Origin of the sequence: Thalassospira sp. MCCC 1A03138, from assembly GCF_002115785.1 — a bacterium.
Lineage (GTDB): Bacteria > Pseudomonadota > Alphaproteobacteria > Rhodospirillales > Thalassospiraceae > Thalassospira.
The window spans coordinates 219,036-235,267 of the sequence record NZ_JFJY01000007.1; the positions used below are offsets into that span (position 1 = coordinate 219,036).

Here is a 16,232-nt window from a genome sequence, read left to right on the forward strand (position 1 = left end):
GCATGGAAAAAAGCAAAGTCCTTTTCGTCGATGATGACAAAAACCTTCTGCATGCCATGCAACGCAAACTGCGTGGCAAATACGATTTTGAGATCGCCATTGGCGGGCAGGAGGCCCTGCGGATTCTGATGGAAGACGGCCCCTTTGCCGTATGTATTGCCGATATGCGCATGCCTGGCATGGACGGTGTCAAACTTCTTACCGAAATAAGCCGCGTCAGTCCCGATACGGTCCGCATGATGCTGACCGGCAATGCCGATCAACACACCGCCGTCGAAGCCATCAATCGTGGTCACATTTTCCGGTTTTTCAGCAAACCCTGCGATGATGAAATTCTTGAACAGGGGATCAACGATGCCATCCGCCAATATCATCTGATCACGGCGGAACGCGATCTTCTGGAACAGACACTGGCAGGCAGCGTCAAGGTTCTGACCGATGTTCTGGCCCAGCTTAATCCCCTGATATTCGGCCGATCCATGCGGGTGAAATCATGGTGCGACATGATTGCGCGCGATATTGGCTATCCCCAGCCATGGGAACTTGGTCTGGCCGCCCTTCTTGCGCCGATTGGCCTGGTCTCGCTACCACCTGAAACGCTGGCGCGTCTGGCCATGGGCAAAGTTCTGCAACCGCTTGAACGTGATCTTCTCAAACGCACACCAGAGGTCGGAAAACGTCTGATTTCCAATATCCCGCGCCTGAACCATATCGGCGAAATCGTCTATCTTCAGTTCCGCAATTTCGATGGCACGGGCTTCCCGACCGACAATAGCCCGAAGGGCACCGACATTCCCCTTGGCGCGCGCGTTCTGCGTATCCTCAATGATCTTGCCGAAATCAGTACCGGCGATATGCCGCTTGCCCAGAATTTCGATGAGCTGAAAGAACACGCGCATCGCTACGATCCGGAACTTTTCGGCCAGATTTCCAACCTGGTGGCTATAGTTGACGATTCCTATGATCTCGAAACCCATCCCAAGGGCCGCGAACAGGATATTTTGCTGAAATCGCTGCGGGTAAATGACTTCCTGATGACCGATATCGAAACCGTCGACGGCCATGTGCTGCTGACCCATGGCAATCACGTTTCCGAAGTCCAGTTACAGCGCCTTCGCGTGTTTCAACAGATTCACAAATTCCATGAACCGATCCGCATTCGTCGTGGCGGCATGAAACCTTCGCAAAACGGTTGAAACACGGAAAGCCGGTATGAACGACAAACGCTATAACGACGAAAACCTCAAGGTCATCCACCCGACCAGCGATTCCACGCGTACCGATGATCTGATCGATGCGATTGATCAGCTTGATGTCAGCCCCGAAGCCCTGAAACAGATTCACGCGCTTCTGAATGAACAAAAGAAACGCGAAACCGAATCAAACCAGCGGCTTAAAACCATCCTTAACAGCGTTGTCGAAGGCATTTTGGTTGTCGATGGAACAGGCATGATCTGCGATTGCAACGAATCTGCGGCCAGTCTTTTGCGCGGCGCGATGACCGATATGCTGGGTATGTCGGTCGATTCCCTGTTTGTTGATCGCAAATCAACCGTGCGGCACAAACTGCTGAACCGGTGTATCAATATCAGCAGTGGCACACTGCGTTACGACTATACCGAAACCATGGGCCAACGCCTTGATGGCGATACCTTCCCGATGGAAATCACCGTCAGCCCCGCCAATTTCACCGGCGAAATGAGCTACCTTTACATTTTCCGTGACATCACCCGGCGAAAGCTGGCCGAAGAATCACAACAAAAACTCGAAGGCGAACTGCGCGAGGCATTAAAACTCGAAGCCATCGGCCATCTGGCTGGCGGGATCGCGCACGAAATCAACACACCCAGCCAGTATATCCGCGACAACCTTAAATTCCTCAATGATGGCTATGGGGCGCTTTCGCGCATACTGGGGCTTGCATTACAAACGCTTTGGCAAAATCGCTCCCGGCTTCCCGACGATACGTTTAATAAATTTGCCCGCAAAATGCGCGATGCCGATCTGGAATTCCTGCTCGATGAAATCCCGCATGCGACCCAACAATCACTTGATGGCATCAATCAGGTTGCCCGCATCGTCCTGTCGATGAAGGAATTTTCCCATCCGGGCGGGGCGGAAAAAACCGCGACCGATATCAACCGGGTCCTGTCCAATGTGGTCGTGATTTCACGCAATGAATGGAAACATTACGCGCAGCTCGTCGAAAAATACGAACCGGAACTGCCGCATATCCCGTGCCATATCAACGAAATCAATCAGGTGTTTCTCAACCTGATCGTCAATGCCGCCCAGGCGATTGACGCCGCCGGGCGGTCCCCCGAAGAAGGCGAGATCAAAATCAAAACCACCTTCCTTGATGACAGCATCCTGATCAGCATTTCCGATAACGGCACGGGCATCGCCAAGGAAAACCGGTCCAAAATCTTCAACCCGTTTTTCACTACCAAGGAAGTCGGCAAAGGCACCGGTCAGGGCCTTGCCATCACCCACGACATCGTGCAGATCAAGCATGGCGGGCGCATCTGGTTTGAAACCGAAATGGGCAAAGGCACAACCTTCCACGTCCTCCTCCCGGCTGAGGATCGGACAGGTAAACCTGACACGGTCAAAAAGGCTCCCGATAAAAAGAAGAAAAATGCCTAGGATCCCGATGTATCGCGACATCTTTGAATATATTGGATTTAATAGAACTGTTTCATAAGTTAGGGTTCGGCTTCTGAAAACCTCATCGGCGAAAACCCAATCTGGAGACCAATATGGCGTCGCGTCCGACCGTTCATGACGTTGCCCGCGAGGCCGGAGTCAGTCTTGCCACCGTCGACAGGGTTTTAAATGCACGAAGCGGCGTCCGTCCGGCCACCGCGCGCAAGGTCGAAGAAGCCATGGCAAAACTGCGATATGAACGCGATATCGCCGCCGCCAATCTGTCCAAAAAACGCTTTTACCGGTTCTGCTTTATCCTGCCCAAGGGCCCCAATACCTTTATGCGTGGCCTGGAGCAGGAAGTTGGCAAAATTGCCGAACACGGGCCGCTTGATCGCATAGAAATCGAAACCATCATGGTCACGGCCTTCGATGGCATTGCCCTGGCCGAGGTGCTTGATGCCATTGGCCATCAGAAATTCGACGGTGTCGCCGTTGTCGCCACGGAATCACAAGCCGTGCATCAGGCAATAGAGGGACTGCGGGAACGCAATATCCATGTCGTGACTCTGGTCAGTGACCATCCGACATCCCGGCGCGAACATTTCATCGGGATTGACAACGAAGTTGCCGGCCGGACTGCCGCCGGATTGCTTGGTCGTTTTTGCCATGCGCTATCGGGGAAAATCGCGGTCATAGCAGGCTCAATGCTACTGCGTGACCATATGGAACGGCGCAACGGCTTTGAACGGATCATCCGCAACGAATATCCGCATTTCTCGATCCTGCCTGCCATCGAAGGTCTCGATAATTCCGACCGGGTGGAACTGTTGCTGCGCGAAATGCTCGAACAAAATTCCGATATTGTCGCACTATACAGCCTGGGGGCGGGCAATCGTGGCGTTATCCGCGCTCTTGAAAAAACCGGCAAGGCCGGAAAAATCCCGGTGGTCGCCCACGAACTGACCGAACATACCCGGACCGCATTACAAAACGGCATCTTTGACGCCGTCATCAATCAGGACCCCGGCCATGAAGCCCGAAGTGCCGTGCGTGTGCTAAAGGCACTGGTTGACGGACGTCCATTCCTGAATGCACAGGAACGCATCCGCATCGATATTTTCATGCGTGACAACCTCCCCTAGAACAAAATCTGAAACAGGCACTTTTAAATTCCTCTCTTTTGAGGTACGTTCATCAAAGACGTACGTACCTCAGAAAAGCAACTGGATATCGTTTCGTCCTAAAATGCATCAACAAAAGGTTGCAAAAGCAACCCCCGGGAGAAACCAATGAAACACATGCTTGGCGCTGTCGGCATCGCCGTATGCAGTCTGTGCACCGTCGCCGCACAGGCCGATACCACCATCAATATTCTGCGCGTTGAAACCGGCGATCCGGCCCAGAAGGCATATCTGTCGACTATCGGCAAAGATTACGAAGCCAGCCACCCCGGCGTGAAAGTCAATTTCGAATATCTCGCCAACGAAGCCTATAAAAGCAAACTGCCGACCCTGCTGCAATCCGATGCTGCCCCCGACATTTTCTATAGCTGGGGTGGTCAGACGCTGGCCGATCAGGCAAAGGCCGGCTTCCTCAAAGACATATCCGGCCTGCTAAACAGCGATTTCCTTGATACCGTTCCCAAATCCGCGGTTAACGCCTATTCGGTCGACGACAAGATTTACGGCCTGCCAATCTATGCGACCGAGGTCATCTTCTGGGTCAATAAAGACCTGACCGCCAAGGCTGGCGTCGATCACACCCAGATCAAAACCTGGGATGATTTCCTCAAAGCCGTCCAGAAAATCAAGGATGCCGGCGTTACCCCGATTGTCGCTGGCGGCAAGGATAAATGGCCGCTGCATTTCTACTGGGCCTATCTTGCGCTGCGCTATGGCGGGGCGGATGCGATTAACGAAGCCATGCAGGATGACGGCGAGAATTTCGAGTCAGAGCCTTTCGTCAATGCGGGCCGGACCTTCCAGGAACTGGTCAAGCTTGAACCCTTCCAGTCGGGCATGATGGGCACAAGCTACGAACAGGCCAGCGGCATGTTCGGCGATGGCGCGGCCGCCTTCCACCTGATGGGGGACTGGGATTACCTTCCGTCGCGTGCACGTTCCCAAAGTGGCAAGGGCCTATCTGATGAACAGTTGGCCATCATGCCCTTCCCGATGATCGATGGTGGCGAAGCCGGTGCCGATGCAACCTTTGGCGGCATCAATGGCTGGGCGGTTTCACATAATGCGCCTGACGAAGCGGCTGATTTCCTGCAACACATGATCAGCGACAAATATCAGCGCGAAGCCGCCAAGGCCGGGATCTTCATTCCGATCGTCAAGGGAACCGACGACGCAATCGATAATCCGTTCTTCCAGCAGGTCGCCCGTGATCTGACGCAGTCCTCCTATCACCAGATCTTCCTTGATCAGTATCTCGGGGCGTCCGTCGGCGCCACGGTCAATGATATTTCCGCCGATCTGGCCCAGGAAGTCATCACCCCAGAAGAAGCCGCCGCACAAATTCAGGAAGCCTGGGACTTCCAGTAAGTTCTGACCCTGCATTCGGGGGCGTTTGGTTCAATCCGCTTGCGGGTTGGGCAACGCCCCCACCTTCTCCAATGATACATGCTTCGGAGGCGGCCCATGCCGACCATCCCCCACGCCCCGCCGCACCTTTCGCTGGTCCAGCGCACAAAAAACGTCCTGACCAATGGCAAATTCGCGGCCCTTGTGTTGCTGTTGCCGCCTGCCCTGATCCTGTTCAGCCTGTTTGTCATTCTTCCCCTGCTTCAGTCGGGCTATTTCGCGTTCTTTAACTGGAACGGATATGGCGAACCGACCGACTATGTCGGACTGAAGAATTTCGAACAGATGATCGGACATTCCGTATTCCATTCGGCGATCTGGAACACGATCAAGATCGTTCTGGTATCGCTTCTGGTCCAGATGCCACTCGCCCTGTTCCTCGCCCTTCTGATCTATAAGAAAACACCCACCAATGCCCTGTTCCGGCTGATCTTCTTTGTGCCCTACATCCTTGCCGAAGTCGCCGCTGGCCTGATCTGGAGCTTCGTTTTCGACGGCCATTATGGCGTCACAGCATCGGTTGGCGAAACCTTCGGGCTTGAACCCTTCTTCATTCTGGCGGATCGCGACTGGGCCTTTGTTGCGGTGATGACCGTGATCGTCTGGAAATATTTCGGCTTCCACATGATGATCTATATCGCCGCCCTGCAAGGCGTACCCCGCGATCTGATCGAAGCCGCCCGCATCGAAGGCGCAAAACCGTTTGATATCGTGCGCTATGTACAGATCCCGCTGATCAAACCTGCCATCATCGTCAGCGCCTTTTTCGCCATTATCGGCGCGCTTCAGGTCTTTGACGTGATCATCCCGCTGACCAATGGTGGGCCTTCCAACACCAGCCACACCATTGTCACCTATCTTTACACCTTCGGCCTGACACGTCTGCGCATCGGTTTTGGCAGTGCCATCGGGGTTGTCCTGTTCATCACCGCGGTTGCCGTTGCCATTTTCTATCAACGTGCCGCCATGTCGCCGGGGAAAAAGCCATGACAAGCAAAACCTTCCTGCGCAATCTTCTGCGCGTCACCATACTGTGCGTCATCGCCAGTTTCGTCATCGCACCCCTGCTTGCCACCGCCCTTGGCGGCTTTAAAACCAATGCCGAAATCCGCACCAGCGCCTTTGGCCTGCCCGAAAGCTGGAATTTCGAATTCTATAACGCCATCGCGTCGGACCCGGCCTTCTGGCGATATCTGGGCAATTCGCTGCTGATTTCGGTGTTGGCGGTGATCCTGACCCTTCTGGTCGGGGCGGCTGCGGCCTATGTGTTCGCGCAAATCCGCTTCTTCGGATCGCGGATGCTGTTTTCCTATCTGCTGCTGGGCCTGATGTTCCCGTTTGCAACCGCCATCCTGCCGCTGTTCATTCAGGTGCGCGATATCGGCCTTCTGGATTCCTACTGGTCGGTCATTCTTCCGCAAACCGCCTTCGGGTTGTCGCTGGCAATTCTGCTTTTCCGCACCTTCTTCGAACAGCTCCCGCGTGAACTGTTCGAAGCCGCCTATGTCGATGGCTGTGGCTATATAAGGTTTTTCTGGCGGTTCACCCTGCCGCTTTCCACACCGATCCTCGCCACGGTTGGCGTCTTCGTCTTCGTCCAGAGCTGGAACAACTTCCTGCTGCCTCTGGTCATGCTCAATTCACGCGAAGCCTTCACATGGCCGCTTGGCATGATGCAGTTCCGCGGTGAATTCGTCACCGAATGGAACCGCACCCTGGCCTTCGTCACCCTGACGATCATGCCCGCCATCGTGTTCTTCCTCGCTGCCCAGAAATATATCGTCGCCGGCCTGACCGGTGGTGCTGTCAAAGGTTGATGCCATGTCTGCTGAAATGATCCAGAACCCCATCCTTCCCGGTTTCAACCCGGACCCGTCAATCTGCCGTGTGGGCGATGATTATTACATCGCGACCTCGACCTTCGAATGGTTCCCCGGTGTTCAAATTCATCATTCCCGCGATCTGGTAAACTGGAAACTGATATCGCGTCCGTTAAACCGCAAATCGCAACTCGATATGCGCGGCAACCCGGATTCCGGTGGCATCTGGGCGCCCTGCCTGACCTATGCCGACGGTCTGTTCTGGCTGATTTATACCGACGTCAAACGCAAGGATGGCGCCTTCAAGGATACGCCAAACTATCTTGTCACTGCCCCCGCCATTGATGGCCCGTGGTCTGATCCGATCTATCTCAATGCATCGGGCTTTGATCCGTCGCTGTTCCATGATGATGATGGCCGCAAATGGCTGATCAACATGATCTGGGATCATAATCAGGTGGTCGGCGAACGCTTTGTCGGTATCGCCCTTCAGGAATACGCCACAACCGAACAGAAACTTGTCGGCCCCATCCGCAACATCTATCGCGGGACGGATCACCTGTTTACCGAAGGCCCGCATCTTTATCGTCGCGATGGCTATTACTATCTGCTCGTGGCCGAAGGCGGCACTGGCTATAACCACGCCGTGACCATCGCCCGGTCACGCGAACTGACCGGGCCGTATGAAACCGATCCGGCCAAACATATCCTGACGTCCAAGGACAATCCCGAAAACCCGCTGCAACGTGCGGGCCATGCCGATATTGTCGAAACGCAGAATGGTGAATTCTATATGGTGCATCTGTGCAGCCGTCCGCTGCCCGGCACCAAAAGATCACCACTGGGCCGCGAAACCGCGATCCAGAAACTGATCTGGGAAAAAGGCGAATGGCCCCGTCTGGCCAATGGCACCAACCAGCCTGACCTGACGGTCCCGGCCCCCGATCTTGAACCCCATCCGTTCGAAGCCGAACCGTCGCGTATTGATTTCACACCGGGCGACCTGCCCGCCATGTTCCAATGGCTGCGTACCCCCGAACCCGAGCGCCTGTTTTCGCTGGCCGAACGACCGGGGCATCTGCGCCTGTTCGGGCGTCAGGCACCGGGGGGCGCATTCGAACATTCCCTTGTCGCCCGTCGTCAGACCGACATCAATTACAGTGCCGAAACCGTCGTTGAATTTACCCCGCTGGACTTCCAGCAGATGGCGGGCCTGATGGCGTGGTACAACCGGTTCCAGTACCATTACCTCGCTGTCACCGCCGACGAAGACGGCAACCGCAAGCTCAACATCTATAGCTGCCCGGGCGATTTCCCCTATGCCCGGCTGACCTACCCGCTGCCGGCGTCTATCGACCTTCCCAAAGACGGTGTCATCCGCCTTGGCGTTGATGTGAACGGGCCGGAATTGCAGTTCCGCTATGCCCTTCCCGGCGGCGATTGGACCATGATTGATGCGGTCCTCGATCACACCGCCCTGTCTGACGAAGCCGGAAGCGGCGAAGGCACGAACTTCACCGGTGCCTTCATCGGCATGGCCGCCCACGACAATAGCGGCCGCGGCATTCACGCCGATTTCGCCCATTTCATCTATCAAGCCAACGGGGAACGCAACAATGGCTGACGTTCATCTCAGACATATCAATAAATGCTTCGGCCCCATCGAAGTCATCCCTGATATCGAACTCGAAATCCCGCATGGCTCCTTTACCGTGCTGGTCGGTCCATCGGGTTGCGGCAAATCGACCCTGCTTCGCATGATTGCGGGTCTGGAAAAACCGACATCCGGGGCGATTGAAATCGGCGGCACCGACGTCACCGGTTTCGAGCCATCCGCACGCGGCATTTCGATGGTGTTCCAATCCTATGCGCTTTATCCGCATATGACCGTGGCACAAAATATCGATTTTGGCCTGCGTCTAATGAAAATGCCCACCTCTGAACGTGAAGAACGGGTCAAGGACGCGGCAAAACGCCTGCATCTTGAACCGTTGCTGGATCGCAAACCGTCCGAACTTTCCGGCGGGCAACGTCAACGCGTTGCCATCGGGCGGTCGATTGTGCGCAATCCCAAGGTATTCCTGTTTGATGAACCGCTTTCAAACCTGGATGCCGCCTTGCGGACCCAGATGCGCGTTGAACTGGCCGAACTGCACCAATCCATCGGTGCGACCATGGTTTATGTCACCCACGATCAGGTCGAAGCCATGACACTGGCCGATCAGATCGTGGTGATGAATGCCGGTCGCATCGAACAGGTCGGCCCGCCGATGGAACTTTACGACAATCCGCAAACCGAATTTGTCGCCGCCTTCATCGGGTCGCCGAAAATGAACCTGCTGCCCGGTCAGGCCATTGGCCGCGATGACATCAAATCGGTCGGCATCCGCCCCGAACATCTCGAAACCCATATGGAAAATGGCAAATGGGCTGCCAGAGCCGGGGTGATTGAAAATCTTGGCAGCGACACCGTCGTCTATATGGAAACCGATGATTTCGGGTCCGTTACCGTGCGCCTGCCCGGCCATCACCCCCTTCGTACCGGGGATCGTGTTTTCCTGACCCCGGATGAAAAGCACCTGCATCTGTTTGGCAAGGATGGCCGGAAAATCCACGCCAAAGACGCACTTTCTGCGCCCGCCACCTGAACGGAAAAACTCGTTATGACAGCATCATCACTTGGCGTTGGTATCATCGGATGCGGTGTAATCAGCGAAATATACCTTAAACGTGCCCAAACCTTCCCGCAGATCGACGTCAAGGCCGTCGCCGACCTGAACCCGGACGCAGCACGCATCCGCGCCGAGGCATTCAACGTCGATGCCCTGACCGTCGATGCCCTTCTGGCCCGCGATGACATTGATATCATCCTGAACCTGACGATCCCGGCCGCCCACATGGATGTCAGCATGGCGGCGGTAAATGCCGGCAAACATGTCTATTCCGAAAAACCGCTAACCGGAAATGTCGCCGATGCCCGTGCCCTGCTCTCGCTCGCGGCCCCAAAAGGTGTGCGGGTCGGCTGCGCGCCCGATACCTTCCTTGGCGGCAGTCACCAGACCGCACGCGCCCTGATCGATCAGGACAAAATCGGCACTCCCCTTGCCGGGACCGCGACCTTGATGCTGCCCGGTCACGAACGCTGGCATCCCAACCCGGATTTCTACTATGTCCGGGATGGCGGCGGTCCACTGCTTGATATGGGGCCTTATTACATCACCGCGATGGTCAATATGCTGGGTCCGGTATCACGTGTTTCGGGCATGGGGCGAAGCAGCCGCACCACCCGCGTCATTGAATCCGGCCCCCGCAAGGGGCAGGAAATCCCCGTCACCACGCCAACCCATATTACCGGTGTCATGGAATTCACCAGCGGCGCACTGGTTCAGATCACCACCAGTTTTGATGTCGAGGCACACCGCCACACCCCGCTTGAAGTCTATGGCAGCGAAGGCACCCTGCTTGTACCCGATCCCAACCGCTTTGATGGCACCGTCGCACTCTGTCGCCGTGGCGAGGACTGGCAGGACATGCCAATGACGCATGGCTATGGCGACGACAATTATCGCGGGATCGGCATCGCCGATATGGCCGATGCCATTCTCAATAATCGTCCGCACCGTGCCAGTGGCAAACTCGCCCTGCATGTTCTTGACGTGATGGAAAGCCTCCTGACCGCCACGCTGGAACAACGCACCATCGCCATCCAAAGCCATTGTGACCGACCCGACGGGCTCGCACCAAACCTGTCCGTCGGCCAAATTCACGCATAAAGGATAAAACCATGCCCCAGAAATCAGCCCTCATCTTCTACGGCGGATGGGAAGGACACGAACCCGAAGCCTGCGCCAAAGTTATCGACACCATGCTGCGCAACGAAAACTTCAACACCGAACGGGTCGAAGGCACAGACTGCCTTGCACGCGAAGACCTTGATCGGTTTGATCTGATTGTGCCTCTCTGCACCCAGACGACGGTTGAAAAGGATGCGCTCGACAATCTGGTTGCCGCCGTTGCTGCCGGAACCGGGCTTGGCGGTTTTCATGGTGGCATGGGTGATACGTTCCGCATGGAACCGGCCTATCAATTCATGGTCGGCGGGCAATGGGTCGCCCATCCGGGCAATATCATTGATTACCGCGTCAACATCACCAAACCCGATGATCCCGTTGTCGAAGGCATCGGCGATTTCGATTACCATTCCGAACAATATTACATGCATATCGACCCGGCGATTGATGTGCTGGCCGAAACCACCTTCACCGGCGAACATGCCGCGTGGATTGACGGGGTGAAAATGCCGGTGGTCTGGAAACACCGCTATGGCAAGGCACGGGTCTTTTTCTCGGCCCTTGGTCACGTTGCCGACGAATTCAAAGTCCCCCAGATGCATGAAATTGTCCGTCGCGGCCTGATTTGGGCGGCACGCTAAGACCCGCCACCGCGCATTGACAAAGACCACACCCGTTGATTTTCGGGTGTGGTCTTTGCATTTGATGACACTGTCAAAAAATCGCCAGCCTATCGCGGCGCAAACAGGATAATCCCCGCCCCAACCAGGCAGACCGCAACCCCGGTCATGTCCCATCGGTCGGGCATTTTACCTTCAACCAGCCACAACCAGCCCAGCGACGCGGCGATATAAATCCCGCCATAGGCCGCATAGGCCCGACCGGCAAAATCGCTTTCAACCCTGGTCAAAAGCCACGCGAACACAATCAGCGACAAAATACCCGGCACGATCCAAAATGCGGATTTGCCAAGCCGAAGCCACGCCCAGAACGCAAAGCATCCGGCGATTTCGGCAATTGCTGCACCGGCATAGGCCGCAATGCTGTGCATCTTTCCCCCAAATCAGAATGCGGGGCGCAAATCCCCGGCATATTTGCCCGCCCAGTTGGTCAGAACCGGCGTCAGATACTTTTTAAGTGTCTCGGCACGGGCATCGTCAATCACGCCATGCTGGCGCAATATCGACCCCATCGCGACCTCGGCCCCGCGCTGGGTGCCATCATCGATCTTAAGAGCAACGCCAAGACCCTGTTTGGGGAATGCTGCGCAATAAACGCCTTCCGCCCCAACCTTGACCAGCGCATCCTCTCCGCACACCTCCATGATTCCGGTGCAGAAACGCCCGGTGCCCGCCACCATGAACGGGGCGGCCGCACATCCCTCTCGGATGCGTTTGATCGCCTCGATACGCTTCGGTGCCAATCCGCTTGGATCAGCCATGCGCGCCATGGCAAGGCCAAGGTCACGCAACCGCATCCCGATCACCGGAATGCCGCATCCATCAATGCCGCGTGGCGTGGACGACAGATCGCAATCGCCCATTTCTTCCAGAATTCTGATCAGGCGCTGCTGAACCGGGTGGGCTTCCTCGATATAACCTTCGGGATCATCACCCAGATGCTGTGCGGTTGTCAGGAACCCGCAATGCTTGCCCGAACAATTGTTATGCGCCTTGGAAAGTTTCACATGATCCGACGCCTGCTTGATCGCCGCATTCAGGCTCAATGAATAATGCGGCGCACAGGCCAGCGTATCGACGGACAACCCGATTTTCTCAAGCCATGCGGCAACGGTCTTGGCATGTTCTTCCTCGCCATTATGGGACGAACAGGCCAGCGCGATATGTTTGTCCTCAAGCCCGAAGGCATCCGCCGCCCCGCTTTCAAGCAGCGGGATCGCCAGCAACGGCTTGATCGCGGATCGCGGATACATCAACGCGTCAATATCGCCCCCTTCGGCAACCACAGTGCCATCGGCCTTCATCACGACATACCGCCCGCGATGGAAACTTTCGACCATCCCGCCACGCGTGGCTTCGACAAGGATCGGATTGGCAGCAATCTGGTTGGCAGAATTGGCAGACATCTTGGGGCTCTCCATGACTGGGCGCATTCAGAACAGGATCAAACCTATGCCCGAAGTCGCCCCAAAAAAGCAAGCATCACCCGTGATGCGGTGCAGCGCGATCACAACCCACAAAGCGTAACGTCAACTTTGGGCTTCCTTCCTTTCGAATACGATCAACGAAACAAGGACCCCAAAGATGAAACGGACTTATCTCTCGATTGTCGGTCTGATGCTGCCTTTTATCGCGACCGGACCCGCTCTTGCCGATTGGCAGGATCAGCAAGACGCAATCCATCAATTGTGGGATGCCCGGGCACCGGTTGGACACACCCAGAATTTCCCCGCCAATCAATGTGATAACTGGGCTGCATTACCGCAAAATGTGCAGGCTGTCTCGACCCAGACCGGATCTGGACTGGTCGTCCCCTCAGTCAGCGCCGCAAATAACGCCCTGACCGATGGCCTGCGGCAGATGGCTCAATCTCTGCACGCGTACAACACCGCTCTCACCAATGTGGGAACTTTCTATCCCGCCGAAGTCGATGGCCCGTTTTTAATGAATGCGGCCTATTGGCAGGGGGCCGGTCGCTCGCCGCATGGCAATGCTCTTGACCATCTGCCTCAAATCAATCTGGCAGGACTGGACAACAATACGTGCCCTGCGGGTTTGGCAAACATGAACCGGCAACAGGTCATGGATGCGCTCAACCAAACCAGCAACATCTCCAACAGTCAGCGCTGGCATTGCTATTCAAACCGGTTTTCAACCGTCGGGCAGGATCATATCCCCCTCACCGGCTATGTTGAATTCACCCAGCAGGAATATAACGGATACGCCTATGCGGCAGCAGATGGCCGGATTGTCTACGACTACGTAAACAACCTCGTCTATTTCACCCCGGCCCATTATCGCCAATGGAAAAAGGCCGATTTTGCGCAGGACATGACCGGCAATTATGGATGCACCCCGGGTGGCACCTGCTGCGATCCATTCTTCAAGATTGTGCCGTGATTTTGCGCAGCAGTCCCGAGGAACTTCTCGGTAATTGCAATCACGCTTCAGGACGCTGTCGGCCAGGTGGAAAGCGCCTGGTCGATAACGCGTTCCAGCCTTTCACGGCTGAAACCGGCCTTGGCCTGTACGGCCATGCCATGCAGGATCGCCAGAACGAATAACGCAAGCCCTTCGGGGTCGGCTGTTTCGGGTAAATCGCCCTCGGCCTTTGCTCTTTCAAACCGCTGGCGAAGCTGCGCCTCGCCCGCCGCACGGGCATCAATCAATGCCTGTCGCACCGGTTCCGCATCATCCGATCCGGCCAGAACTCCGTGAATGCCAAGGCAGCCGGTATGATCAGGGTACCGCGTATTCAGATCCGCCGCCTGATACAGGATATGTGCTGCAACTTCGCGGGCCGTCGGCAGGTCGAGTGCCACCGGAATATAATCAAGATAATGCGTGTAATAACGGTCCAGCGCCTTGCGAAACAGGGCTTCCTTGTTGCCAAACGCGGAATAAAGGGCGGGCCGTTCGACACCGGTTGCTTCTGTCAGATCGGCATAGGACGCGCCTTCGTATCCCTTGCGCCAGAAAACACAAAGTGCCGCGTCGAGTGCCTTTTCCACATCAAATTCGCGATGACGTCCCATCAGTCCAATCCTGCCTTTTCATAATGACCGTTACTAAACCACTTGACAGCACATGTCCAGTTTTCATAATGATCGTTATAGTAACAATCGTTATGAAATGTGCTGCCGCCATCTTGGCCGACCAGCACGGATCACACACAGAAAGGATTAATCATGACCGCAACTCTTAGCAGCAAAGTCGCCCTCATCACGGGCGGGTCGCGTGGCCTTGGGGCTGTCACTGCCGAAAAGCTTGCCGATCTTGGCGCAAACATCGCCATCAGCTACGCCTCTTCTGCTGACAAGGCACATGCCGTCGTCGAAAAACTCAAATCCAAGGGTGTTCGTGCTATTGCAATCAAAAGCGATCAGTCGGATCTGGCCTCTGCCAAACCATTGATCGATGCGGTGATTGCCGAATTCGGCAGGCTCGACATTCTTGTGAATAATGCCGGAATCGCCATTCAGGGGCAGCTGGTGGATGATCCCGAACTTGATGGCGAAAGATATAATAGCCAATGGCAGGTCAATGTCATGGGCACGATCGCCAATACCCGTGCGGCTGCACCCAAACTTTCTGACGGTGGCCGGATCATCTTTATCGGCTCCCTGCTTGGCAGCTACGTTCCCTTCGCCGGTGCCGCCGACTATGCCGGGACCAAAGCCGCTCTTGTCGGCTATGCCAAGGGCGTTGCCCGTGATCTTGGCGGTCGCAACATCACGGTCAATGTCATTCAGCCCGGCGTGATGCCAACCGACATGGCCACCGAAGTCCTTGGCGACAGCGTGCCCGATGCGCTTCTTGACATGCACCCGATCCGCCGGATCGCGACACTCGACGAAGTCGCCGAAACCATCGCCTTCTTTGCCGGACCGCATGCCGGTTACATCACCGGCGAAACCATCAATGTCGCCGGTGGCATCGGAACCTGACGATCACCCGATGCGGGCGGGCAAATGCCCCCCCAGCAGCCGCTATCCATCGCCTGCCCGCATCACCTTTAAGTCAAATTCAAAGATAAATCTCCATGACAACCATCGGCATCATTGGCGCTGGCGAAGTCGGCAGCCATATCGCACGCGCCGCCATTGCAAACGGCTATGACGTCGTGATTGCCAATTCACGTGGTCCGGAAACATTAAACGATCTCGTGGCGGAACTCGGCCCCTCGGCACGTGCGGCAACCGCCGCCGATGCGGCCAGGGCCGGGGATTTCGTTGTCATTGCCGTGCCACTGAAACCCGTCAATGACATGCCGGTTAACGAACTTGCCGGGAAGGTCGTGATCGACACGAACAATTACATGATCTGGCGTGACGGCAACTTCCCGGTCGTTGATCGGGGTGAAAAAACCGTTCATGAACTTCGGCAGGAACATCTGCCCACCTCGAAGGTGGTCAAGGCTTTTACCCATATTCAGGCCCCCCGGATTCTATCCTTTGCCAGACCGGCCGGGGCGCCTGACAGAATTGGCCTGTCGGCTTCAAGCAACTATCCCGAAGCCGTTGAAATCGTCACCCGGCTTTATGATCAGTTCGGCTTCGATACCGTTAATAACAGCCCGCTTTGCGAATCATGGCGCACCGCCCCCGGTCAACCGGCATGGAAAAACAGTGATTATCAGACCCGCGACGAACTGATCGCCAACCTTGCCCGGGCAAAACGCATTACGCCGCAATAAACCCGCCG

16 protein-coding genes and 1 pseudogene are annotated in these 16,232 nt (G+C 55.9%); 14 read left to right on the top strand and 3 right to left on the bottom strand.

All coding sequences use genetic code 11. The features are described 5' to 3' along the window. The first annotated feature begins 2 nt into the window (after positions 1 to 2). From TH468_RS15660 to TH468_RS15705, 11 genes and pseudogenes are all read left to right on the top strand, one after another. Positions 3 to 1,196: an HD domain-containing phosphohydrolase gene (locus TH468_RS15660; RefSeq protein ID WP_085645550.1), complete on the top strand. Its 1,194-nt coding sequence runs from the start codon at positions 3 to 5 to the stop codon at positions 1,194 to 1,196. 16 nt (positions 1,197 to 1,212) lie between these two features. After that, positions 1,213 to 2,646, top strand: coding sequence for a nitrogen regulation protein NR(II) (locus TH468_RS15665; RefSeq protein WP_085645551.1), 1,434 nt, complete (start codon positions 1,213 to 1,215; stop codon positions 2,644 to 2,646). Positions 2,647 to 2,759: 113 nt separating this feature from the next. Continuing rightward, on the top strand, positions 2,760 to 3,791 hold the full coding sequence (locus tag TH468_RS15670; protein ID WP_085645552.1) for a LacI family DNA-binding transcriptional regulator: 1,032 nt from the start codon (positions 2,760 to 2,762) through the stop codon (positions 3,789 to 3,791). 147 nt (positions 3,792 to 3,938) lie between these two features. Further along, complete coding sequence (locus TH468_RS15675; protein ID WP_085645553.1) at positions 3,939 to 5,198, top strand: ABC transporter substrate-binding protein; 1,260 nt, start codon at positions 3,939 to 3,941, stop codon at positions 5,196 to 5,198. A gap of 96 nt (positions 5,199 to 5,294) precedes the next feature. Then, positions 5,295 to 6,227 carry a carbohydrate ABC transporter permease gene (locus tag TH468_RS15680; protein WP_063094287.1) on the top strand — a complete coding sequence of 311 codons (933 nt, stop codon included), beginning with the start codon at positions 5,295 to 5,297 and terminating at the stop codon, positions 6,225 to 6,227. Then, entirely contained in the window at positions 6,224 to 7,054 is an 831-nt protein-coding gene (locus TH468_RS15685; protein WP_085645554.1) for a carbohydrate ABC transporter permease, read from the top strand. The genes TH468_RS15680 and TH468_RS15685 overlap by 4 nt, the downstream gene beginning before the upstream one ends. Before the next feature lie 4 nt (positions 7,055 to 7,058). Further along, the gene (locus TH468_RS15690) at positions 7,059 to 8,681 is read left to right on the top strand and encodes a glycoside hydrolase family 43 protein (protein WP_139834733.1); all 1,623 of its coding nucleotides are present in this window, start codon (positions 7,059 to 7,061) and stop codon (positions 8,679 to 8,681) included. Between the two features lie 76 nt (positions 8,682 to 8,757). Further along, positions 8,758 to 9,096: pseudogene (locus tag TH468_RS22035) on the top strand (ABC transporter ATP-binding protein); the annotation flags it as partial. 291 nt (positions 9,097 to 9,387) lie between these two features. Continuing rightward, entirely contained in the window at positions 9,388 to 9,705 is a 318-nt protein-coding gene (locus tag TH468_RS22040; RefSeq protein ID WP_371268757.1) for a TOBE domain-containing protein, read from the top strand. Between the two features lie 15 nt (positions 9,706 to 9,720). After that, positions 9,721 to 10,830 carry a Gfo/Idh/MocA family protein gene (locus tag TH468_RS15700; protein WP_085645556.1) on the top strand — a complete coding sequence of 370 codons (1,110 nt, stop codon included), beginning with the start codon at positions 9,721 to 9,723 and terminating at the stop codon, positions 10,828 to 10,830. An 11-nt stretch (positions 10,831 to 10,841) separates the two neighbouring features. Then, positions 10,842 to 11,489 (top strand): ThuA domain-containing protein, encoded by a 648-nt coding sequence (locus TH468_RS15705; protein ID WP_085645557.1) that lies wholly within the window; start codon positions 10,842 to 10,844, stop codon positions 11,487 to 11,489. A gap of 89 nt (positions 11,490 to 11,578) precedes the next feature. Here TH468_RS15705 and TH468_RS15710 read toward each other — a convergent pair whose 3' ends face one another. Continuing rightward, positions 11,579 to 11,899 (bottom strand): YnfA family protein, encoded by a 321-nt coding sequence (locus TH468_RS15710; RefSeq protein ID WP_085645558.1) that lies wholly within the window; start codon positions 11,897 to 11,899, stop codon positions 11,579 to 11,581. Between the two features lie 12 nt (positions 11,900 to 11,911). Next, positions 11,912 to 12,934, bottom strand: a complete 1,023-nt coding sequence (locus tag TH468_RS15715; RefSeq protein WP_085645559.1) for an asparaginase — start codon at positions 12,932 to 12,934, stop codon at positions 11,912 to 11,914. Between the two features lie 178 nt (positions 12,935 to 13,112). On the opposite strand from TH468_RS15715, the gene TH468_RS15720 reads away from it, so the two are divergent. Beyond that, the gene (locus tag TH468_RS15720; RefSeq protein WP_085645560.1) at positions 13,113 to 13,928 is read left to right on the top strand and encodes a hypothetical protein; all 816 of its coding nucleotides are present in this window, start codon (positions 13,113 to 13,115) and stop codon (positions 13,926 to 13,928) included. 47 nt (positions 13,929 to 13,975) lie between these two features. On the opposite strand, the gene TH468_RS15725 is transcribed toward TH468_RS15720, so the two are convergent. Next, entirely contained in the window at positions 13,976 to 14,563 is a 588-nt protein-coding gene (locus TH468_RS15725; RefSeq protein WP_085645561.1) for a TetR/AcrR family transcriptional regulator, read from the bottom strand. 153 nt (positions 14,564 to 14,716) lie between these two features. On the opposite strand from TH468_RS15725, the gene TH468_RS15730 reads away from it, so the two are divergent. Then, positions 14,717 to 15,475: an SDR family NAD(P)-dependent oxidoreductase gene (locus TH468_RS15730; RefSeq protein WP_085645562.1), complete on the top strand. Its 759-nt coding sequence runs from the start codon at positions 14,717 to 14,719 to the stop codon at positions 15,473 to 15,475. A 95-nt stretch (positions 15,476 to 15,570) separates the two neighbouring features. Further along, complete coding sequence (locus TH468_RS15735; protein WP_085645563.1) at positions 15,571 to 16,224, top strand: NADPH-dependent F420 reductase; 654 nt, start codon at positions 15,571 to 15,573, stop codon at positions 16,222 to 16,224. Positions 16,225 to 16,232 lie beyond the last annotated feature (8 nt).